The sequence below is a fragment of the Flavobacterium plurextorum genome, assembly GCF_024638035.1.
GTDB classification, from domain to species: domain Bacteria; phylum Bacteroidota; class Bacteroidia; order Flavobacteriales; family Flavobacteriaceae; genus Flavobacterium; species Flavobacterium plurextorum.
Map to the genome: position 1 here is coordinate 4,932,119 of NZ_CP100442.1, position 20,702 is coordinate 4,952,820.

Annotated in this window: 17 protein-coding genes; 5 read left to right on the plus strand and 12 right to left on the minus strand. The window is 37.4% G+C overall.

All coding sequences use genetic code 11. The features are described 5' to 3' along the window. Positions 1 to 7 precede the first annotated feature (7 nt). From NLG42_RS21360 to NLG42_RS21395, 8 genes are all read right to left on the minus strand, one after another. Positions 8 to 2,476 (minus strand): TraG family conjugative transposon ATPase, encoded by a 2,469-nt coding sequence (locus NLG42_RS21360; protein WP_257682273.1) that lies wholly within the window; start codon positions 2,474 to 2,476, stop codon positions 8 to 10. Positions 2,477 to 2,521: 45 nt separating this feature from the next. Beyond that, entirely contained in the window at positions 2,522 to 3,133 is a 612-nt protein-coding gene (locus tag NLG42_RS21365) for a DNA cytosine methyltransferase (RefSeq protein ID WP_257682274.1), read from the minus strand. Positions 3,134 to 3,149: 16 nt separating this feature from the next. Further along, positions 3,150 to 3,461 carry a DUF4133 domain-containing protein gene (locus tag NLG42_RS21370; protein WP_307774286.1) on the minus strand — a complete coding sequence of 104 codons (312 nt, stop codon included), beginning with the start codon at positions 3,459 to 3,461 and terminating at the stop codon, positions 3,150 to 3,152. Further along, a complete protein-coding gene (locus NLG42_RS21375) occupies positions 3,461 to 3,799 on the minus strand; it encodes a DUF4134 domain-containing protein (protein ID WP_257682275.1) in 339 nt (112 codons plus the stop codon). The genes NLG42_RS21370 and NLG42_RS21375 overlap by 1 nt, the downstream gene beginning before the upstream one ends. A gap of 128 nt (positions 3,800 to 3,927) precedes the next feature. Next, positions 3,928 to 4,389: a hypothetical protein gene (locus tag NLG42_RS21380; protein WP_257682276.1), complete on the minus strand. Its 462-nt coding sequence runs from the start codon at positions 4,387 to 4,389 to the stop codon at positions 3,928 to 3,930. A 187-nt stretch (positions 4,390 to 4,576) separates the two neighbouring features. Next, complete coding sequence (locus NLG42_RS21385; RefSeq protein ID WP_257682277.1) at positions 4,577 to 5,776, minus strand: hypothetical protein; 1,200 nt, start codon at positions 5,774 to 5,776, stop codon at positions 4,577 to 4,579. Between the two features lie 46 nt (positions 5,777 to 5,822). Continuing rightward, positions 5,823 to 6,701, minus strand: a complete 879-nt coding sequence (locus tag NLG42_RS21390) for a helix-turn-helix domain-containing protein (RefSeq protein ID WP_257682278.1) — start codon at positions 6,699 to 6,701, stop codon at positions 5,823 to 5,825. 338 nt (positions 6,702 to 7,039) lie between these two features. Beyond that, positions 7,040 to 7,645, minus strand: coding sequence for a hypothetical protein (locus tag NLG42_RS21395; protein WP_257682279.1), 606 nt, complete (start codon positions 7,643 to 7,645; stop codon positions 7,040 to 7,042). Positions 7,646 to 7,977: 332 nt separating this feature from the next. Between NLG42_RS21395 and NLG42_RS21400 the strand changes: the two genes are divergently transcribed. Together NLG42_RS21400 and NLG42_RS21405 are read left to right on the plus strand one after the other, a co-directional pair. Then, entirely contained in the window at positions 7,978 to 9,651 is a 1,674-nt protein-coding gene (locus tag NLG42_RS21400) for a helix-turn-helix domain-containing protein (RefSeq protein WP_257682280.1), read from the plus strand. A 77-nt stretch (positions 9,652 to 9,728) separates the two neighbouring features. Further along, positions 9,729 to 9,905: a histone H1 gene (locus NLG42_RS21405; protein ID WP_257682281.1), complete on the plus strand. Its 177-nt coding sequence runs from the start codon at positions 9,729 to 9,731 to the stop codon at positions 9,903 to 9,905. Positions 9,906 to 10,266: 361 nt separating this feature from the next. On the opposite strand, the gene NLG42_RS21410 is transcribed toward NLG42_RS21405, so the two are convergent. Further along, positions 10,267 to 10,488: a helix-turn-helix domain-containing protein gene (locus tag NLG42_RS21410; protein WP_257682282.1), complete on the minus strand. Its 222-nt coding sequence runs from the start codon at positions 10,486 to 10,488 to the stop codon at positions 10,267 to 10,269. 495 nt (positions 10,489 to 10,983) lie between these two features. On the opposite strand from NLG42_RS21410, the gene NLG42_RS21415 reads away from it, so the two are divergent. From NLG42_RS21415 to NLG42_RS21425, 3 genes are read left to right on the plus strand one after another with little or no spacing between them, the layout of a single operon-like run. Continuing rightward, on the plus strand, positions 10,984 to 14,016 hold the full coding sequence (locus NLG42_RS21415) for a SusC/RagA family TonB-linked outer membrane protein (protein WP_257682283.1): 3,033 nt from the start codon (positions 10,984 to 10,986) through the stop codon (positions 14,014 to 14,016). 16 nt (positions 14,017 to 14,032) lie between these two features. Beyond that, the gene (locus NLG42_RS21420; RefSeq protein ID WP_257682284.1) at positions 14,033 to 15,427 is read left to right on the plus strand and encodes a RagB/SusD family nutrient uptake outer membrane protein; all 1,395 of its coding nucleotides are present in this window, start codon (positions 14,033 to 14,035) and stop codon (positions 15,425 to 15,427) included. Further along, complete coding sequence (locus tag NLG42_RS21425) at positions 15,414 to 18,026, plus strand: S9 family peptidase (protein WP_257682285.1); 2,613 nt, start codon at positions 15,414 to 15,416, stop codon at positions 18,024 to 18,026. Before NLG42_RS21420 ends, NLG42_RS21425 begins: the two co-directional genes overlap by 14 nt. A gap of 73 nt (positions 18,027 to 18,099) precedes the next feature. Here NLG42_RS21425 and NLG42_RS21430 read toward each other — a convergent pair whose 3' ends face one another. The 3 genes from NLG42_RS21430 to NLG42_RS21440 all read right to left on the minus strand — a co-directional run bounded on the left by NLG42_RS21430 (position 18,100) and on the right by NLG42_RS21440 (position 20,474). Further along, positions 18,100 to 18,366 carry a DUF6520 family protein gene (locus NLG42_RS21430; protein ID WP_257682286.1) on the minus strand — a complete coding sequence of 89 codons (267 nt, stop codon included), beginning with the start codon at positions 18,364 to 18,366 and terminating at the stop codon, positions 18,100 to 18,102. 88 nt (positions 18,367 to 18,454) lie between these two features. Next, complete coding sequence (locus NLG42_RS21435; RefSeq protein WP_257682287.1) at positions 18,455 to 19,972, minus strand: DoxX family protein; 1,518 nt, start codon at positions 19,970 to 19,972, stop codon at positions 18,455 to 18,457. 211 nt (positions 19,973 to 20,183) lie between these two features. Continuing rightward, positions 20,184 to 20,474, minus strand: a complete 291-nt coding sequence (locus NLG42_RS21440) for a hypothetical protein (RefSeq protein ID WP_257682288.1) — start codon at positions 20,472 to 20,474, stop codon at positions 20,184 to 20,186. Between the last annotated feature and the right edge of the window lie 228 nt (positions 20,475 to 20,702).

The following is a 20,702-nucleotide window of genomic DNA, read 5'->3' on the forward strand; positions in this document are numbered from 1 at the left end:
TTTTCATTTAATTTCCGTTTCGCATCTCCTGAGCCAGAGCGGCAATTCCCTTTTTGATATCACCGCCAAACTTTGATGCGTAGGCATTCATTTTTATCTTCTCGCTTTCCTCCGTGGTATAGGCCAGATATTCCTCTAAAGAGACCTCTGTACGGTAAACCTTTGAAAGCATGCCTCCCAGAGAGATAAATACTTCTTTATATTTTTTATCTGGATCATTGGCTTTATTGACCGACAACACAAGCGCCTTTTCTTTGTCAGTAAGTCCCAGCAGTTCCTGTATCTGGTCAAACTTATTCTGGTATTTGCTCTGGTCCAGCAGAATCTTGCAGTCGCTGTTATTGATAATTGCCTGCTTCACTACAGGGGAAGAAATGATATCTTCTACCTCCTGAGTTACCACTATAGCCTCTCCAAAGAATTTACGCACGGTCTTAAAAAGGTACTTTAGATATTCTGCCATTCCCTCACGTGCGATGGCTTTCCACGCTTCTTCAATGAGAATCATTTTTCTGATTCCTTTGAGCTTTCGCATCTTATTGATGAAAACTTCCATGATAATAATGGTGACTACCGGAAAAAGAATCGGGTGATCTTTGATATTGTCCAGCTCAAATACGATAAAACGCTCTTTTAAAAGATCCAGGTTTTCCGTTGCATTCAATAGGTAATCAAACTCCCCCCCTTTATAATAGGGCCTCAGTACATAAAGAAAATTATTCACATCAAAATCCTTTTCCTTTACCTTATCGCTTTCTAAAATGGTTACAAACTCCTCTTTCAGGAATTCGTAAAAGCTGTTAAAGCAGGCAAAGATTTCTTTATGCTGTTCTAACTTCTCATAATACAGTTGAAGGGCATTTGATAGAGCCACATATTCACTACGGTTAAAAGTCTCGTCATCCTTTTTCCAAAGAGCAAGAAGCAGTGTTTTAATACTTTCCTTTTTCTCGGTATCCAGATTATCACTATCGCCGATATAAAATGGATTAAAACGGATCGGCTTCTTTTCATCGTAGGTAAAATAATATCCCTTAACCATATCGCACAATCCCTTGTAGCTGTGGCCCACATCCACCAGTACAATATGCGTTCCTTGTTCATAATAACTTCGGACCATATGATTGGTAAAAAATGACTTGCCGCTTCCTGAGGGTCCGAGAATGAATTTATTGCGGTTGGTGCAGATACCCATCTTCACAGGCTCATCGCTTATATCCACATGTACAGGTTTTCCCGTCAGCCGGTCTCCCAATCTAATCCCCATCGGACTCAGTGAAGAACGGTAGCCCGTTTCCATATTTAAAAAACAGACAGCCTGCTCCGAGAAAGTATCGAAAGTGTCGTTCATCGGAAAATCAGCTTCATTTCCCGGCATGCCGGCCCAGTAAATCTGAGGGGCACCGACTGTTTCCTGCTTGGCTGCCGCATCCATCTGAGCGAGCGCCGAGGAAACTTTGTTTTTAATTTCCTTAAGTTCTTCCTTATCGGTACTCCAGGCCAGCACATTAAAATGTGCCTTAACCGGAAGCCGCTGCTGAGAAACCGCTTCATTTAAAAAATCATTTGTGGAATCCCTGGCTGTCATGTTCTCCCTGCTGTAAGCAGATAAAGACTGCAGTCTTAATCTTTTGCTCTCGAGTTTCTGGATCGTCTTCTGTGCATCTTCAATAAAGAGATACTGATTGTAAATATGACTACACGATAACAGCTGTCCAAGCGTGGATGCAAAACCAATACTGAATTTGGTTTTATCAGTTGAATAACGGTCATAATTTATCCTCGATCCGCAGAGTCCAGGAAGATCAGCAGCATCTCCAAGGGTAAACAGCTGGCAGTGCTTGTCTCCTACTGCTAATCCTTCCTCAAATCTGATGTCATTAAAAACATAAGATTCTTCCTTTCCAGATAAAAAACAATACTTCTCAATGAGTCCCAGCGTTCTTTTATCACTTTTAAGCGAGCTGTCTTTTAACCGGGTTAATTTTATAAAACCGCTGTCTTCCAGTATTCTTTTAAACTGGCCTGTACAGTCAATAAAATCCTGAAGCGCCTGCGGCTTTAAAGTTTCATCAGGTACAATTGAACTTCGCAGCAGATTGGAAAATAACGAACTTGAGTTCTTTCTACCAGACGGTTTTTTGGTCAGCATGATGTAACAGGAATGCTCCAGAAATGGTCTTTCATTAAAGAAGCGCTCACTGCTTCTAGTCAGAAAACTGTTATCGTCATTTAAAAAGTCAGCCTTATAGCTGCTCTGTAAAAACCAGTCCTGTTTGTGAAACACACAGAATTTTGGGAGCACCTTTATTGCTTTAATCCAAGACTGGTGAAAAGCTTCATATTCCTGATCTGACAAAGTAAAAATCTCAGGCAGGTCCGCTTTAAACACTACAGTTACATCACCCTGCTTTGATAAAATGCAGTCGTGCTCCACTGCCATAATCGGCAGTATATCTTCCATCCTCTTCTCCATCTTTCTATCATTTTATCTCCAACGTTCTGCCAAAAAATCATTTTACTACCGGCTCTTCTCTATAAAGTTTCTTGCCGATTGCAGTACGTGAAATCCGAGTTCCGGATCAACACAATTCCGCAGGACCTGCCTCTTGTTTTTTATTTTAAAATCCTGCAGATTAAAACCAAAGGCCTTTTCAAGATCAGGTATCTGCGCATGCCTAATCTTAACTGCTGAACTTTTATCCAAAATTGGAATATCAAAATTGGACCAGAATAGATGGCGGTGAACCTCTGCGTCCGGTTCAATAAGCGGCTTATAGTATGGTCTTACATTTTCAACAGCCCAGCAGCACCCGGCATTGTACATAAGAAAAAGAATTTCCTGATAAAGTCTCATATCGGGGTAAACTGCAGGAGTTCCGCGAAATCTTACACATATATTCTGTCTGAAAGAGGAATGTGACTGGCAGGGCGGTGACGACCATATAAAATCATACTCTTTGTAGTGATCTAGCAGATATTGATGAGCATCTTCTACTATCACTTTATCTTCTGGAAATCTATCTGAATACACGGCCGCCAGCACCGGGTCAAACTCCACTGCAGTAACGGATACACCCGTCCAGTTTTTTCTATTGCCGCCAATACCGGCGTATAAGTTTAAAATTTTCATAACTAACGTTCTGTGACTATAACTTTATAAAAATACCTCTGCTGCATACTTTCACGCATTTTGGAACCTGCCTTGAAGCCAGGGCTTTCATCATACCGTACTCACCATACTGGTTACTCATTCTGTAGATTTTAAAAACCAAAAATCCGCCTGCAGAACCAATCAAAACCACACATATTATAGATGGAACACCGATTATAAAAAGCACCGCAAAAAGTATTATAAGTCCAACAACACCCCCGCCCAAGTACCATATATACTGGGCTTTTAAGCCTTTAAATTCTATACTCTGATTAATTCCTTTGTTGATTTGGTAAACGCTGTTCATTATACCCCGAAAAAGGATTTAATGACAGTCGCCACAACCACCAGAAAAACGCAGCTTCCAAACCAGGCAGCTGCAACTTTACCGGTATCAGGATCACCTGCATTCCACTTCTGATAAACTTTCACTGCTCCAATCAGCCCTAAGATGGCACCGACTGCATACATTAGTTCTGTCCCGGCATCAAAATAACTTCTTACTTTTTGATTGGCCTCATTAATTCCAGCAACTCCGTCCTGTGCATAAGCGCTGCTGTGAATTAACAGCAGTAAAAAAAACCTAGTGATAAGTGCTTTATTTTTTCTGCAAAATTTCTTTAATTTCCATCCACATTTTTTCATCGTACATCATTTTTAAAGTTATTCCATTATTAAAAAGCAGAGGAATACCGCCGTTACATCTCTATTTTTCCTGTCACACAAAGCCATACCGCACAAGAGAGAACGGGGAATATTCCTCAGCTGAATTTTTAAAATAAAGACCCCTCCCATAAACTGTCAGCCTCACTCAGGGTCAGCTGCAGCTTAGGATGCTTTTCAGATTCAGAAACCATTTTTTGGTTTATGTTTTCTTTGAGAGACGAAATTTTCACATAAGGATACTGCTCCAGAAGCATACGCAGGTAGTTCTCAAACTGCTGTTTTGAAAGATTCTTTTCGACACTTTCTCTCACAGCACTTACAATTCGTGCGGAGAGCGCTTCGGCATCTTCCAGAGTACCGAATGATTTTTGGAAAGAATCAGAAATAGATTTTGTTTCCCTTAAATTTTTTGACGATTTTTTAAAAGAAAGAACTCGAAACTTCTTTTCGCCCGAAAAGATTTTTTTTAAATCAGTCCTGTAGAATTTAAATAAGATTATAAGATACCAGACTATTGTCAGTATGCAGGCAGCAGTTAGATAGCTGCTCCATGTAATATTTGTAAACATAGTTCTTCATTTTATCGTTCAACATTTTACTCTCCTCTATGAAAACTGCCATCAATAAATTAAAATGGCATTTATTTTACAGGTCAAAGGAACGATTACAATAAATCATCTACAAGTACAACTTTCTTGTACCTTTCTTGTACCCACTGAAAATACAGGGGCTCACAGCTTATAAATAAGCACAAATTTAATATGTTTTGATTTTACTGATTATTTTTTGAAGGCTGGCTATTGCAATTTCCTTATCCCTTTCCTCTGCATTATAAGATTTGCTTCGAACAGACTGATAGGACAGATTTTTTTTGACCGGCGTAGAAAGGTAAGGCACGATACTTTTGAAGATATAGTTCATTGATTTTGCTTTAATGATTCTCGCCTCATCAGAGGCACGTAAAATCAAACCTATCTGGTCACCTGAAAGAATGCATTCCAGTCTGTTATCCTCCTTTTTGTGAAATAATTCATTTTCTCCAAGTAATCCGTTCTGCTCCTGCAGCAGGACAGCTGTTTTCTTTTCTATATATTTGATTTCAGTTGAAAACCAGTATTCAAGAAAAGTAATTAAATGCTGCTGAGATGGATTAAAAGTCAGCTTTAAATCAGAGTTTATATTTGTAAGTTTCCTGCAGCACAAAAATATATTTTCAAGCCGCTCTGATAACACTTCAAAAGTGTTTAAAAAATTATCAAGCTTGACAGCCAGACGCTCAGCGTATTGTCTTGAGTTAAAATTCATTCTGATAAGAAGCAGATCAAGATTTGAAAAACATGGGGAATCTGTAGCGGCATAATCGAGATTTTCAAGTTCGCCGAGCATTTCGCGGTAATAAAGTACCTGCCGGTAGGTATATTTGAGGTTTCTGCTGTTTTGAAGAGGTGCAAGTAAAAGCTTTACAATGAATTCCAGATCCAAATTATGGTTATCTGCAGCCACTTTTTTTTTAATTAGCTTATTCAAGCCGGTATTCATTTCGGCTTTCCATACTCTTATGTAATTAGACGGCACTCTCTGGTCCAGACTGATAAAAGCCGAATATCTGATTTCTACAAATGACAGCAGATCATCAAGCGAAGAAATGATCAGATCCAATACTTTTAAAAATTCAGGAGCTCTGCCATTTTTTTTATTTTTTATCGCTGTAATGCTGTCAAGTAAAAAAACTAATGAAGAATGATACTTTCGAATCAGAAGTCTGGTCTGACGTTTGTTTTTGAGCTCAAAAAAAGACTTCCTGATATGATCTTTAATTTTTGATGATTCTGATGCCAGTCTTTCGCTTATGAGTTCAGTCTCATTGGGTGTGATAAAATCTACTGTGGAATTTTGAACATCAAGGGTATTTATTAATAAAGAATCGAACCATTCCAAAGGATATATATTAATCATCGTCTTATTGTTTTAATTAAACAATCTCTGGCAGTATGTGGAGCGATCAATAGTTATTATTTTTCTTTGAACGAAATTCGGTTGGCAGAAGTCCTGTATGTCTTTTAAAGAATACACCGAAATTTTCAGCACTGCTGAATTCAAGTTCATCAGCAATTTTAGCCACAGAATAATCTGAATCGGCAAGAAGCAGTTTAGAAACATTTATAAGTGCTTCAATTATAAAAGTTTTTGCCGATCTGCCTGTGATTTCTTTAACCATTTTATTCAAATGGCCGGGAGTTACAAATAAGGCTCCTGCATAGAACTGCACATGATGCTGTTTTCTGACATGAATTGCCAGAATAGTTAGAAATTGGATAACAATACTCTCTCTTCTTGAAAATGCAAGATTAATGTCAGGTGCATATTTTGAGTGTATCATTTTAAGCTCATATATAAATAAATTAAAGCATATTCTGCGCAGCTGATTAATCAGTTCCGGTTTTTCACTGCCATTCTGCAGAACATGCATTAATTTATAAATAAGGGACAAGACTTTAAAATCTTTTTCGTGAAGTTTAATACTGTGTTCAGATTTCATCATTAAAAAACTGAAAGCATCAGCAAGCTCTTTTTCATAACAGTTATAAAAGGCAAAATCGAAACTTGTCCTTATCAGGTAAAGCTGAATGTCCACACTTGCTTCAAGCTTTGTACAGGTCGAATTAACCGGAATTAGAAGTAAATCCTTTCGTCTGATAACCTTAGCTCCACTGGAAAAGGCTATACTCAATTTACCGCTTTTTATTAAAAGCACTGAAAAATTGGAAATAATAAAGGGAACAGGCACTTCGTTTCTTGTTTTAAAGTGCTTGACGTGATCTACATGAATTCCGTCATTTTCAATGCTTTTCAGCTCAGTATTTAAGAGTTGTCTGATCATTTTCTAACTTTTAAGATCTGGCTTCATTTCAAATTTTATCCTTAAAAAAAAATTCCATCCATATAAAAAATTGGAAATACAGATTTGACAGGATACAGATGTATAAAACATACGCAGTTAGTTTCGGACTTTCCATAATGATCTCTTCATTTAAAACATATCGCACAATCTGATCGGCGGTGAAAAGCTTCATTATAAAATAAAGGCTCAAAAGATTAAAAAGGAACAATAAAATATAAAACAACGCCCTCTTTTTCATAGCATAATTAGATTAGAACATTAATAAATCACGATCCCCTAAATTGTCAGTTATTTAACTGCAAAGCACTGATTAAAAGTTAATAACCGGCGTACTTACTGGTCGTTGATGTCTCCCAGTCTCTATCCTTTCTGTCTTTTGCGCTAAATAAAACTGCTTCTGAAATAGAAGAAATGTTAAGAATTGCTTCCTTTTCATTTGTCAAAAGCGTAGAATCCTGTCGTTTGGAAATCTCGTACTGAATTATAAAATCGTCCACAATCTCATAGTTTTGGCTGCGCAGATTTCCCAGATTAGTAACATATGCTTTCACATCAATTTTCAATGAAGGTCCAAGCATACTTTCATCTACAATAACAAATAAAGCCGCAACAGGATCCTGACCACAAGAAATTGTATCTAGATCAGAACCGTTTTTCTTAGAAGTCTTTAAATAATTTCCGGTACGATGCTCCTTTAAAACTGATATGACCTTCTCTTTTATCTGAGCAGGTACAAGAAGAATAAAATTTCCAGCGGTAACTTCCATAAAGTTTTTTTCTGATGCTTCTTCATTCTTAAAATCTAATTTCTTATCCATGCTTACGGCTTCCTTTGAAGCCGGGCTTAAATCAGGTTTTTCAAAATCTTCACTTGAACATGAACACACAATAATAATTAAACCAGTTAATAATAAATTTTTCATAATGCAAAATGGTTAGGTTGAATGAGAATTATCTCAGTCCATTTTGCCCGGGCCAGCAGAACTTTTGCTCAGTGCCTTACTGAAACTTTTGCTGTTGAATTCGAAGCAAATCTATATTGCAAAAGTTTATTAATCAAGAGCATGTATGTGGATTTTCGGGAAATCCACTATCGATTTCCATGAAATCAATAAAGTATTTTTCTTACATTAATTATTTATAATTCAAATATTTGCATTATTTTTGAAAACTTCTAATTCACAGACTTTACAATTTTCATTATTAATCTGATTTATGTTTTCAACGAAACATAGACTCAAAATTTCTATGCATTATGAAATGTAAATTACCTCTGCTCTTACTTCTATTTATACTTAAAACAGTAAATGCACAAAATGTTTTCGTTAGAGTACCTGATTCTCTTTTGTTTAAAACCTATGATTATCTGGACGATAAAATCTACCAATACAAAAATGACAGCCTCCAAGCATCTCCATATTTATATGCGTATTTAAGTAAAGCATTAAATGAAAAAAATTATAAAGAAACAGTCAATGCATATCAAAACATACTTCATCAATCTCCAATGTCACTTCGTTTAAAGTATGCAGACAGCATGGTTTCCGCAGCTTCAAAGTCAAAAGATAATGAGCTGATAGGCTCTGCGTATTTATCAAAAGGAATAGTATACTACAGCCGAAAAAATTATATAAAAGCTTATGACTATTACATCAAAGCAAATGAAAATGTTTCGCGGACTGATAATAATTATCTAATTTACAAAACCAAATATCATATTGCACAGATTAAATTTTATCTTGGATTCTATGATGAAGCCATTTCTCTTTTTAATGAATGCCTTTCATATTTTAAAAAAAATCAGGACCGCCCCTATTTAAATTCACTTCATTCGCTCGGTGTCTGCTACAATAGAATCGGCGACTACAGCAGATGTTCACAGATAAATGAGTTAGGACTTAAAGAATGCGGCAGATTGAAAATTCCTGAAATGGAAATATTCTTCAAGCACTCGGAGGGAATCAACCAGCATTTCTTAAATAATTACGGTACAGCCATTGCATTGCTGCAGGAAGTTTTGCCCCAGCTTAACAGCATGACAGAATTTGCTAATGAGTCTATATCTAATTTTTACATTGGAAAAAGCTACTGGAAACTTCGGCTTCCATTAAAAGCTTCAGTGTATTTTCAGAAAGTTGATAAAACCTTTAATGAGAAAGGATATATCCGTCCAGATTTAAGAGAGGTATTTGAACTCATGATCAAATATCATAAAAAAGATAATAATTTAAATTCGCAGCTATATTATATGAACCAGCTTTTAAAAGCGGATTCTCTTTTGACCGATACTAATAGATATCTTATGGGAAAAATACATAAGCAGTATGATACGAAAGAAATCCTGCTGGAAAAAGAAAAGATCCAGCAGCAGCTTGTAAAAGAGAAATATTATGACGTTATTTTAATCAGTATCGTTGTCGTTCTTTTCTCTGCTGTAGTATACGGCACGTACTACCACTTTGAAATCAAAAAGCGCAATAAAATAAAATTTGCTCTTCTTCTGGAAAAAAATGAAAAGAGCAGCGTGCCTGAACAGTCATCCGAAAAATTTGAAATAACCGATATTTCGCAGGAAACCGTCCAGCAGATATTAAGACACCTCGAAAAGTTTGAAAAGAATAAAAAATTTTTAGACAAGGAGGCCACACTAACCACTTTAACTGTGTGGTTTAATACCAACAGCAAATACTTGTCAAAGGTGATATACCATCGCAGCGGAAAACGTTTTGTTGATTATATTAATGACTTAAGGATTGATTATCTGGTGGAACTGCTCCGAAACTCAAGGATGCATAGAAATTACTCCATAAGCGTGCTGGCTGAGGAAGCCGGTTTCACTTCCGCTCCCCGATTCACAAATGCATTCCAGTCTAAAACAGGAATTTCGGTCAGCTATTTTATTAAAGAACTGAAAAAAGAAAATTCATAAAAATAATTTTTAAACAATACCGTTTTCATTTAAGGCAAAATTCTACTTTTGCCCACTTAATTTAAAAAAATTGTATAATGAAAGACCTAGTTGCAAAAATCAACGCTGAAATCGAAACATTTAAAACAGAATCTGAATCTTTATCAGAAAAAGGAGTTAAGGCAGCTGGAGCCAGAGCTCGTAAATCATCTTTAGAAATTGAAAAACTTTTAAAAGAGTTTAGAAAAGTTTCTATAGAGGAGTCAAAGAAATAATTTTTAGTTTTCTTACTTAGATAAAAGGAGAAAATGGGGTTTAGTACCCCATTTTTTTTATATTGTTTCTGCCGTTAATCCTTTGTAAAACAAACAACAGTATTGCTTTTTTGAAGCAGAATTATCAGGTATCTTTAGCAGGCAGCCTCTCCCGCTTTACGCTGCAATCTTTTGTGCCGAACCCCGGCAGAAAAGGATTTTCGCTGCAATCGGGGCTTTAGAGAACTGTGAGTTTCCCATAATGTGTATCTCATTAATAAGATGCAAAATAGTTTTTTTATTAATGAAAATGTTACCCTATAAATACCTGTTTTAGTTAATTATTAAATATATAAAAAGATGCCGATGCATCTTTTTATTATTAAAACAAATCTTTTATATCAACCGTTAAGGCTTTTGCAATTAAAGTTAGAGTTTTTACTGTTGGATTTGTTTCTCCTCTTTCTATTCTGGCAACTTGATTTACTGACATACCAATTTCAAAAGCTAATTTAGATTGAGAATATCCATCTTTTTCTTCTCTAATTTTTCTTATAGTAGCTCCAAGCTTAATTTGAATGTTATGTAATTCTTTTTCTTCCACATGCTAAAATTCAACCATAAAAAAACAGTAATCCTACACATATATGTGTAGTTGTTATTTTTTTTTATTATATTTGTTTTTGAATTTATATATTTGCGATTCTTCACATAAAAATATTTGAAGCATTCGCTTAGAATCTCGACTTGAAAACTGGAAATTTAGAAGGAACGAGAGGATAAGTAAGATGCTCACGCCTATGGCGTGGGCTCACTTATTGTTCCTCGGTATTTCCAGTACCTCAAGTCAATAAGCTGAGTTCCGCGCCTTTTTTACGCTCAAAATTCTCTTATAATTCTTAGCAAATCAGACTTCTATTTTTAAGTTTCGCACAAGTCGAACCTTTAAAACAATTACTGCCTCTGCATTAAATTTATTTTCATTATGATCATTAAGTCGATTCCTTAATACATAAAAATGGCCCTCAGCTGAAGCGACAAAACTAGAGCAGAGGACCTTAGCTAATCAAATACCATTTAACTAACCAATCCCAATATTATGAATTGTTTTTCATTTTACAAGGATGGAAGAGCTCTTTATTGCCTTATTTTTACAGGTATTTTGCTGTCTTTTTCATCATCTTCAGCCAAAAATTCCAAACGGACTTTCAACACGCTTTTTCAACAGCATCATGTGCAGGGAACTGTCACGGACGGAACTGATCCCCTGCCCGGAGTTACCATATTGCTTAAAAGCAATAAGAATAAAGCCGTCATAACAGATTACAATGGCCACTATTCTCTTGAAGTTTCTCCCAAGGATACATTAATAGTATCTTTCATTGGATTCAAAACTAAATTTATCCCAGTAAATGACCTAGCTAAAATTGACATAAAACTAGATTATGATACTACTACGCTACAGGAGGTTCGGGTAAATGCTGGTTATTATTCCGTAAAGGAAAGCGACCGAACGGGGAGTATTGCCCGGATAACCTCCAAAGAAATTGAAACACAGCCTGTAACTAATGTACTGGCGACTATGCAGGGCCGCATGGCAGGAGTAAATATTGTGCAGAATACAGGTATGCCGGGCAGCGGGTTTTCTATAGAAATACGAGGGCTTAACAGCTTAAGAAGCGACGGAAACAGTCCATTGTATATAATAGATGGTGTACCTTACTCCGCACAGGGAATAGGCAGCAGCTACACCTCAGCAAATATGCCCTCCCAAAACAGTCCACTGAACAGTATTAACCCGTCTGATATAGCATCGATTGAAGTTTTAAAAGATGCGGATGCGACTGCTATCTACGGCTCTCGGGGGGCAAATGGCGTTGTACTTATTACCACCAAAAAAAGCAGATCTGGCAAGACAACTTTTTCTGTGGACTATTCGAATGGATTAGGCAGAGTCGCAGGTTTCAAAAATGTTCTTGATACTCCAAATTATCTAGCCATGCGCAAAGAAGCTTTTGCGAATGACGGTATAACCCAATATCCTTCAAATGCCTATGATATCAATGGTACATGGGATAAGAACCGGGAAACCAACTGGCAGAAAGAACTAATCGGAGGAACTGCAGAATATACTAATTTGCAATCAACCATTTCCGGCGGCTCCCAACATACGCAGTTTCTCTTAAGCGGAAACTACTCGAAAGAAACCACTGTATTCCCCGGCAGTTTTGATTATTCAAGAGCCGGCGGAAGGGCGAACATAAATCATGAATCTGAAGACAAAAGATTGCGGGTTAATTTTTCAGCTGTCTATACCGCGCAGTCCAGTTCTATGCCCTTGGTGGATATTACCCAGACTGCATTACAGCTGCCTCCCAATGCGCCAGCTCTTTATGACACAACCGGCAGTCTAAATTGGGAAAACAATACCTTCCAGAATCCAATTGCCATCCTAAATGGGCAGACCAAAAGCAGTACTTATGATCTTCTAAGTAATGCACTTCTTTCTTATGAATTGGGAGGCGGATTTTCTGCCAGCACAAGTTTAGGCTACACTAATCTGGACCAAAAGCAGATAAATCTTCAGCCATCAACAATCTACAATCCCGCATATGGACTTGGCACGGAATCGTCGCTGGCCATCTCTAATATTGTAAACCGCATTTCATGGATAATCGAACCAAAATTAACATGGACAAAAAATCTCGGTAAAATTACTTTTGATGTATTGGCTGGTACAACATTCCAGCAGCAGAATGGAGATCAGTTTATTACCCAGTCCCGAGGATTCACCAGCAATAATCTTATAAGCAACCCTGCCTCGGCTTCTACTAATACTGTCTTGAACAGCGATGAAACACTATATAAATATCAGGCTCTTTACACCAGAATTAATTTTAACTGGGAGGGAAAATATATTCTGAATTTCACTGGCAGAAGGGACGGTTCAAGCCGCTTTGGTCCCGGAAGGCAGTTCGCGGATTTCGGAGCCGTAGGTGCGGCATGGATATTTACCCAAAACAGCTGGCTGAAAGAAAATTTCACCTTTTTAAGCTTCGGAAAACTTAGAGCAAGCTACGGAACAACAGGCAATGACCAGATAGGAGATTATCAGTTTATGGACACATACGGCACATCAGGCACTAAATATCAGGGAATTTCCGGAATGCAGCCCAGCAGACTGTTTAATTCAGATTTCGGGTGGGAAACAAACAGAAAAACGGAAATAGCCATTGAAACAGGATTTTTACAAGACAGGATTTTTGCGAGTTTCGCATGGTTTCAAAACCGTTCATCCAACCAGCTGGTAGGAATCCCCCTTCCCGGCACAACAGGCTTTAGTTCTATTCAGGCCAATCTGGATGCTGTGGTTCAGAATAAAGGATTGGAATTTACCCTTAAAACACAAAATATATTGAACAATAACTTCAACTGGAGCACAAGTTTTAATCTTACGAGCATTAAAAACGAGCTGATTTCCTTTCCCGGATTGGAGGTTTCTACATATAAAAACCGGTATGTAATCGGACAGCCTCTAAATGTAGTCAAAACATACCATTATACAGGACTCAATCCTGCTACAGGTATTTATCAGTATGAAGATGTAAACGGGGATGGTGTATTTACTGCAAATGAAGACCGGCAGACTGCTAAAAATCTAAATCCTAAATATTACGGGGGTCTGCAGAACCATTTGCGCTTTCATAATTTGGAATTGGATTTTCTATTCCAGTTTGTAAAACAGCAGAATTACAGCGAAAACTATGGCCAGCCCATGCCAGGAACAATGAATAACCAGTCCCAAGGCGTTATACAGCGCTGGCAGCAAGTAGGAGATTTGGGGCCTTATCAAGGTTACAGTGTTTCTAATTCAGCAAAACAACAGGCTTACTTAAGATACTTGCAGAGCGATGCTTCCATTATCGATGCATCCTATATACGTCTTAAAAATATATCCCTGAGTTATGAACTTCCAAAAACTTGGACTAAAAGAATTACCTGTAGATTAAGCCTTCAGGGACAGAATGTATTGACATTCACTAATTATAAAGGAATTGACCCAGAGTTTAAAACTTCCGGATACCTCCCTCCCTTAAAAATTTATACAACAAGCATACAGTTGACTTTTTAATTTAATGTTTCCTATTATGAAAAATATCAATCTTAGTATAAAATCAAGACTCCTTGGAATTGCATTTGCCAATCTAATCTCGGCATGCTCCGGATTTACAGATGTGGATCTTCCTTCTTCCCAATTAACATCAACGGCGATTTTCATGGAAAAATCTACTGCCACGGCCGCCATGGTGGACATTTATTCAAAAATGCGGGATAAAGGTCTGCTAACTGGCTATCCTACAGGTTTAACGATGCAGTTGGGCTTGTATACAGACGAGCTCAGCTTTTACGGGAATTCCGCTGCAGTTCAGGCCAACTTCTACAATAACTCACTGATGCAGACCGATACGTCTCTCGCAGAATTTTGGAACAGCAGCTACAGTCAGATTTATGCAGCAAATTCAGTTATTGAAGGAGTAAACGAATCTGCCACACTTCCAAAGTCGGATAAAGACCAGCTTCTTGGAGAGGCCATCTTCGTCAGAAGCCTGATTCATTTTTATCTGTTGAATACTTTTGGTCCGATTCCCTATATATCATCAACAGATTATAAAAAAAACAGCACCGTTTCAAGAATGCCGGAAAGTCAAATTTACAAGCAGATTAAAAGAGATCTTGAACTTTCATCTGACCTTCTGCCAAAGGCTTATGCCGGCAGTGACAGAACAAGACCTAACAAATTTGCAGCAAAAGCTCTACTTGCCCGTGTCTGCCTTTACATGGAATTATGGCAGGAAGCGGCTGACGCCGCATCAGCTGTCCTAAATCAGACAGATTTATATATTTGGCCGCAGTCACTAAACGCTCTTTTTCAAAAACAGAGCCAGTCTACAATCTGGCAGTTCATGCCAGCTACTGCAGGTCTCAATACATACGAGGGGAGTTCGTTTATTTTTCAACAGGGACCTCCCTCTTTAGCTGCCGTTTCCCAAGATCTATTAAATGCTTTCAGCACAAATGATCTGAGAAAAACACAGTGGCTCAGAGCAGTGTCCAACGGCAGCTCCACATGGTATCATCCATACAAATATAAAAACCAGTCAAATACCGGAACCACATCCGTGGAATACTCGATAGTGCTCAGGCTTGCCGAACAGTACCTGATCAGAGCAGAGGCAAGGGCTCACTCAGCCGATCTGATTGGAGCAAAAGAAGATCTTAACAAAACCAGAAATCTTGCCGGAGTGGGCAATACAACGGCCTTAAGCGTGGAAGAAATCCTTCAGGCAATCTACACGGAAAGACGTCTTGAATTTTTCACTGAATTCGGACAACGTTTCTTTGATCTTAAAAGAACCAACAGGCTCGATCAGACACTCTTGCCAGTTAAAAGTCAGTGGAAAACATCAGACCGATTGTTCCCTTTACCAGAATCTGAATTATTATTGAATCCAAATCTTCTTCCCCAAAATGAAGGCTATTAAATCTATATCCGCCAATACTTTTTCTATTTTTACCTGTTTCATTTTTTGGTTAGTAACCTGCCCTGTTTTATTAGGGCAGGCCGGCCAAAAAAGAATGCTGACATCCGCTGATTATAAACAATGGAGCACATTGTATCCTGATAAGATTTCAAACAATGGTAACTGGGCAAGCTACCGTCTGAATTATAAATATACAGACAGCGATACACTAGTTCTACAGAAAATCGCTGGAGGCCAACAGCATAAATTCGCTAATTGCAGAACAGGTAAATTTAATGCAGAGCTACAATTTGGATGCATTTCAAGAGATACACTTTACCTGCGGAATCTAAATACTGCTGCTACTAATAAAATTGCTAATGCTGTTAGTTTTGACTTCTCCGAAAATAATAGATATATTGCTGTATTTACAAAAAGTGATAATAAAAAGCACTTTCTAGAAATTCGAACTTTAGCTGGAAATGTAATCTATCAAAGGACAGGCATAACCAACTACTATTTTGATCCTGACCAGAACGGTGTTGTCTTTAATGTCTCAGACAATAATCGTTACAGTACGGAATTAATTCTTTTTAAAGACCGCATTGACATAAAAATACTAGCAGCTAATCAAAGTACACCGCTAAAAAAGCTTTACTGGAATGCAGGCGCAATTTCTTTTATGGACAGTGCTGGCCAAGGAGCGAAATTTTATTATTACAGCATTGGGAAAGATAAACTCAGCATACTTGATTCCAAAAGGAATGGTTTTCCAAAAGGAATGCAGATAACAGACTCGCCTCTTGGTAGTGCAGCGCATGCAGAAATCGGAGAAAAAGTACTTGTAAGGCTTAAATTTTCCAATGACTCTTTAAAAAGTATAGATCCGAAAGCCGTTGAGATTTGGAACACAAAAGACAAACTTTTGTTTGAATACCGCAAGTATTTTGGCAACCCAAAATTGTCCGATAAAATGGCTGTATGGAATATTCAGAACAATAAAGTACAGCTCATTACCGACAGTACATTTTCAGCGGGATTTATTAGCAGTGACTATAATTTTGCCTTTATCTATGATCCTATTGCTTACGAACCGCAGAGCAGACAGTTCTGCCCATATGACCTATATATTCTTGACCTTAATAGCGGCACTCGTAAACCAGTAGTGATGAATTATACAGCAGATGCAAAACCTGTCGGATCTCCCGACGGTGCATATCTATGCTATGCTAAAAATGGACATTGGTGGATATACAGCATCAAGAATGACAGTCATATCTGCATTACTCTTGACCTGCCTAATTCCTTTTTTGCAGAAGATAATAACAGCCCCTCGGAAAACAAACCTTACGGCATAGGCGGCTGGACTAGCGATAGTGAAATTATATTAAATGACAGATACGATTTGTGGAAAATTTCGCTTGACGGAAAAACGAAAAAGAGATTAACCAATGGAAGAGATATCCAAAAGACCTTTAGGATTAATTCCTTTACACCCAATCTGTTGTTTGATAAAACTGTATCCAGCACTTACGCTCTGGATTTAAAAAAAGGTTTTCTTCTGGAAACATTCAATAAAGAAACTGGTGACACAGGCCTGAGCTGGTGGAAGATTAATTCGGGAGTTAAGGAAATGGTCTGGGGCAATAATAAGATCAGTCTAGTTAAAAAAGCTCAGGATAAAAATATTTATATGTATGTCTCTGAAAGGTTCGAATCTTCACCTAAGCTGATGCTTTATAAAGGCACGGCCACAGAAATAATGCAGAGCAACCCCCACCAGAAACATTTCTACTGGAGCAGAAATGAGAAAATTGACTACATTTCCGATGGCATAAAAACAAAGGGGATTCTTTTCTACCCTGCCGATTTTAAAGCAGACAAAAAATATCCAATGGTTGTACATATATATGAAAGACAATTCAGTTATTTGAATGATTATATAAATCCTTCGATGATTTCTGACGACGGTTTTAATGTCAATAATTATACGGCTAATGGCTATTTTGTCTTATTTCCGGATATTAATTATGAATTTGCAAATCTAAAAAAATCAGTAACAAACAGTGTGCTGGCAGCAGTGGATGCCGCAGTAGCAAAAGGAAATATTAATCCGTCTAAGGTAGGGCTTATCGGACACTCTTTCGGCGGGTATGAAACTGATCTAATAATTACTCAGACCGATAGGTTTGCCGCCGCAGTTTCAGGCGCAGCGTGGACTGATCTGGTCAGCTCATATTTATATGTAGGTCCTTTGTTTAGGAGGCCTGATTTCTTTCGTGGTGAAGATCATCAGATTCGAATTGGAAAATCCCTTTTTGAAGACATGAAGAGCTATTTAAATAATTCTCCGATACTGTTAGCATCCAGCGTCAGTATCCCTTTGCTAAGCTGGGCTGGTGCCGAAGACCGTCATGTTAATACGCAGAACAGTATGGAATTTTATCTGGCATTAAGGCGTCTGAATAAAGAACACATACTGCTTGTTTATCCCGAGGAAGAACATACTTTACAACAGAAAAAGAATGCTCAAGATTTGAATATACGCATTATGGAATGGTTTAATTATTACCTTAAAGACGAAAACAAAAAAGAGTGGTTTAGCACACATTATAACTAAGATATTTTTAAATTAAAGATGCCTCCACTGAATTTAAACAATGGAGGCATCCTTTTCCTAGAAAAGCATTTTACTACTCACTTCTCTTTAAAGGTAATACACAATTTGATGGCTGCGAATACAGCTGATTTCCCGTGTCGGGAGCAGTACATGCCTCATTACCATTTTCGTCACAAAATGCTTTAGGTATGTTACAAGCATTTTCAACGCTGATGTGCTCATACCCATTTTGTGCAAAAACTTTTGAACTTTCCTCAGTCGAGCTTGTGCTCGCAGCACTAGCCAGTCCAAAAGCCACAACCGCCATAGGCAGACCGATTTTAAAAACATTTGCTTTCATAATAAAATAATTTTTATGGTTAATGATCTACTCTTTTTTACAGGTTTTCGATCAAATCCCTGCTACTTGGCCAATAGATTAATACTTTTCATTTCGAATATTTTGATGTTATTTTCGTCCCTATTTTATAGCGTATAATCTGTGTGCCGATAAGGACATATAAGTTATTGTCATATACAATAAAACTTTTCATTTTTTTGCCGGCTAGATTATAGATGCAGAAACTCAGCAGATAGCTCTTATCGTTTAAATTATATACGTCTATAATGCTTGCCTCCTCCCAGATCCTATCCTCTTCAAACCTTCCAGGTATCGCTGAATTGACAAATAATAAATTCTTATAGACTGCACTATTTTTATTTACATAGAGAGGGGGACTGGAAAACTTGCGCTGCTGGTGCTTTTTATCTTTTGCAATATTTAGTTTGGCCCTACTGATAGTATCAATAGTGGTACCTCTTCCAGTAATTTTTAAATCTCTACCAGCTATGGTAAACTGGTTTCTGTAATAGTAGAGATATATAATTTTATCAAGTCCACTGCTGTAAAGTAAATGGCCGTCAGTATCAAATACACCATCGAACTGCTTCTGTAATATCAACGGATTTAATATCGTTTTTTTCTTTTCTCCAACATTAATAATTCCTAATACATTATCGCCAGTTCTGGAATCGTTTGTAACCACTGCTACCGATACAGAATCCAATGCTTGAGTTGTTGTAAAATATTCCCCACCCTTATATGCAAGTTCTGCTTTCCAATCCTTAATCCTGCCTCTGAAAACACATGGGACACTGCCATCGGCAGCAAAAAAATATGGAGGCCGAACAGAAACTCTAATTCCCCGAAACGGCAGGTCCTTGCGGTTTAATTCTATCATTTTTTGCTCAGTAATAGCTAGATGCCTATTAAGAGTTGTTATCAGAAGCGGTGCAGTATTATTACCAAGAAAAATATGGGAGGTGTCTGCTCCGGCTATGTAAAAAGAATTCAATTTTAAATCTTCTGCATTTACCTTTTCAATAGGGGTCTGCGGAAAACGTCTGGTTAATCTGTTGTGATAATGTATAATGTTCTCCGAAAATATAAACATTACAACAACTATACTTATACTGCTGATTGTAAGAGCGGAAAATAAAGCTACCAATTTTTTGTTTTTTACAAAGTGGAATTCCTGTCTGCCAATGCCTTTATAAAGAATGATTCCCCAAACAGCAATAATGACAAAAAACAGATTAAAAACAAGATGTGATTGCCAGCCAAGCTTCTCCAGCACTCCGCCGCAAGAGCAGGGTACAAAAGAAGTGTAGTTTAAGATTATAAAAATATAAGTCGTAAACATCACCATTAATCCATAGGCTGCGTAAAGCCCCACTGGCTTATATTTAGGAATCAATAGCAGAACGCTGATAAGTATTTCTGCTACAGGCACAATAATAGCCAATTGTTCAGCAAAGGCGCTAAGCAGAGGCGACTGCCCGAGCTGGATTCTGAAATGCGCGAAATCCATTAGCTTGCTAGCCGAAGCGTAAATGAACAGCAGCACAAAGAGAAGACAGATGGTCTCTGTAATATAATATTTAATGCGGTTGTTTAAAGTCATCATCTGATAATTTTAAAGTGAATCATAAATTTCTATCTAAGTTATTATCGTAGTTATCAATGCAAATGTAAATCAGATTTTTCGTGCAGATACTTTAAAAATCAATCCAAAATCTTTGAAAATCATGCATTTTTACATTTCTGAATACGGTGCATAAAAAATGCCTGCATTTGTAGGAATGATGCAAGCATTAATTTTAGTGGTTATTAAAATATCAGTCTTTTATCGAAGCGCTTATTGCCGCCAGTTTTTCATGAAGTTCAATAAGGCCTGCTTTCTGAAGGCACTCTTCAGCGAGGGTCTCAAGGTCAGTCCTTCCCTGTTCGTTTATACTCTCCAGAAGAACCGAAGAACCTTCCCTGATCTTCATACCGTCCTGAATCAGATGGCTTAAAAGCAGTACATTTTTTCGTGAGATTTTCAGATCCATCTTCACCGTCTCGTTCATGCCCGGGATACTCAGCACTGTATCAAAAACCCTGGCCGCATCATTTGCTGTAATCATAATTTAATGTTTTAAAATTAATATTTAGCTCACCGTAAAATTAGAAAGTATCCTCCCTATTCACCCCACTCAAAATTTGGGGAGGATTGCAGGGGCTATTCATCTTTTCTAATTTAGCTTTCAGATAATGCATTTTCGAATTTCAAAGCCATTTTTTTTTTGATTATATAATTCAAATTAATGGCCAGTGTTTTTAACTTTTTTAGCACAGCTGAAGAGTGTCATATA

Bases quoted from the DNA above. Each gene is read 5' to 3' on its own strand.
- NLG42_RS21405 (WP_257682281.1), top strand. From the start codon at position 9,729: ATGAAAGACCTAGTTGCAAAAATCAACGCTGAAATCGAAACATTTAAA.
- NLG42_RS21415 (WP_257682283.1), top strand. From the start codon at position 10,984: ATGAATTGTTTTTCATTTTACAAGGATGGAAGAGCTCTTTATTGCCTT.
- NLG42_RS21390 (WP_257682278.1), bottom strand. From the start codon at position 6,701: ATGATCAGACAACTCTTAAATACTGAGCTGAAAAGCATTGAAAATGAC.
- NLG42_RS21420 (WP_257682284.1), top strand. From the start codon at position 14,033: ATGAAAAATATCAATCTTAGTATAAAATCAAGACTCCTTGGAATTGCA.
- NLG42_RS21440 (WP_257682288.1), bottom strand. From the start codon at position 20,474: ATGATTACAGCAAATGATGCGGCCAGGGTTTTTGATACAGTGCTGAGT.
- NLG42_RS21385 (WP_257682277.1), bottom strand. From the start codon at position 5,776: ATGATTAATATATATCCTTTGGAATGGTTCGATTCTTTATTAATAAAT.
- NLG42_RS21430 (WP_257682286.1), bottom strand. From the start codon at position 18,366: ATGAAAGCAAATGTTTTTAAAATCGGTCTGCCTATGGCGGTTGTGGCT.
- NLG42_RS21425 (WP_257682285.1), top strand. From the start codon at position 15,414: ATGAAGGCTATTAAATCTATATCCGCCAATACTTTTTCTATTTTTACC.
- NLG42_RS21380 (WP_257682276.1), bottom strand. From the start codon at position 4,389: ATGTTTACAAATATTACATGGAGCAGCTATCTAACTGCTGCCTGCATA.
- NLG42_RS21365 (WP_257682274.1), bottom strand. From the start codon at position 3,133: ATGAAAATTTTAAACTTATACGCCGGTATTGGCGGCAATAGAAAAAAC.
- NLG42_RS21375 (WP_257682275.1), bottom strand. From the start codon at position 3,799: ATGAAAAAATGTGGATGGAAATTAAAGAAATTTTGCAGAAAAAATAAA.
- NLG42_RS21370 (WP_307774286.1), bottom strand. From the start codon at position 3,461: ATGAACAGCGTTTACCAAATCAACAAAGGAATTAATCAGAGTATAGAA.
- NLG42_RS21435 (WP_257682287.1), bottom strand. From the start codon at position 19,972: ATGATGACTTTAAACAACCGCATTAAATATTATATTACAGAGACCATC.
- NLG42_RS21400 (WP_257682280.1), top strand. From the start codon at position 7,978: ATGAAATGTAAATTACCTCTGCTCTTACTTCTATTTATACTTAAAACA.
- NLG42_RS21360 (WP_257682273.1), bottom strand. From the start codon at position 2,476: ATGGAGAAGAGGATGGAAGATATACTGCCGATTATGGCAGTGGAGCAC.
- NLG42_RS21395 (WP_257682279.1), bottom strand. From the start codon at position 7,645: ATGAAAAATTTATTATTAACTGGTTTAATTATTATTGTGTGTTCATGT.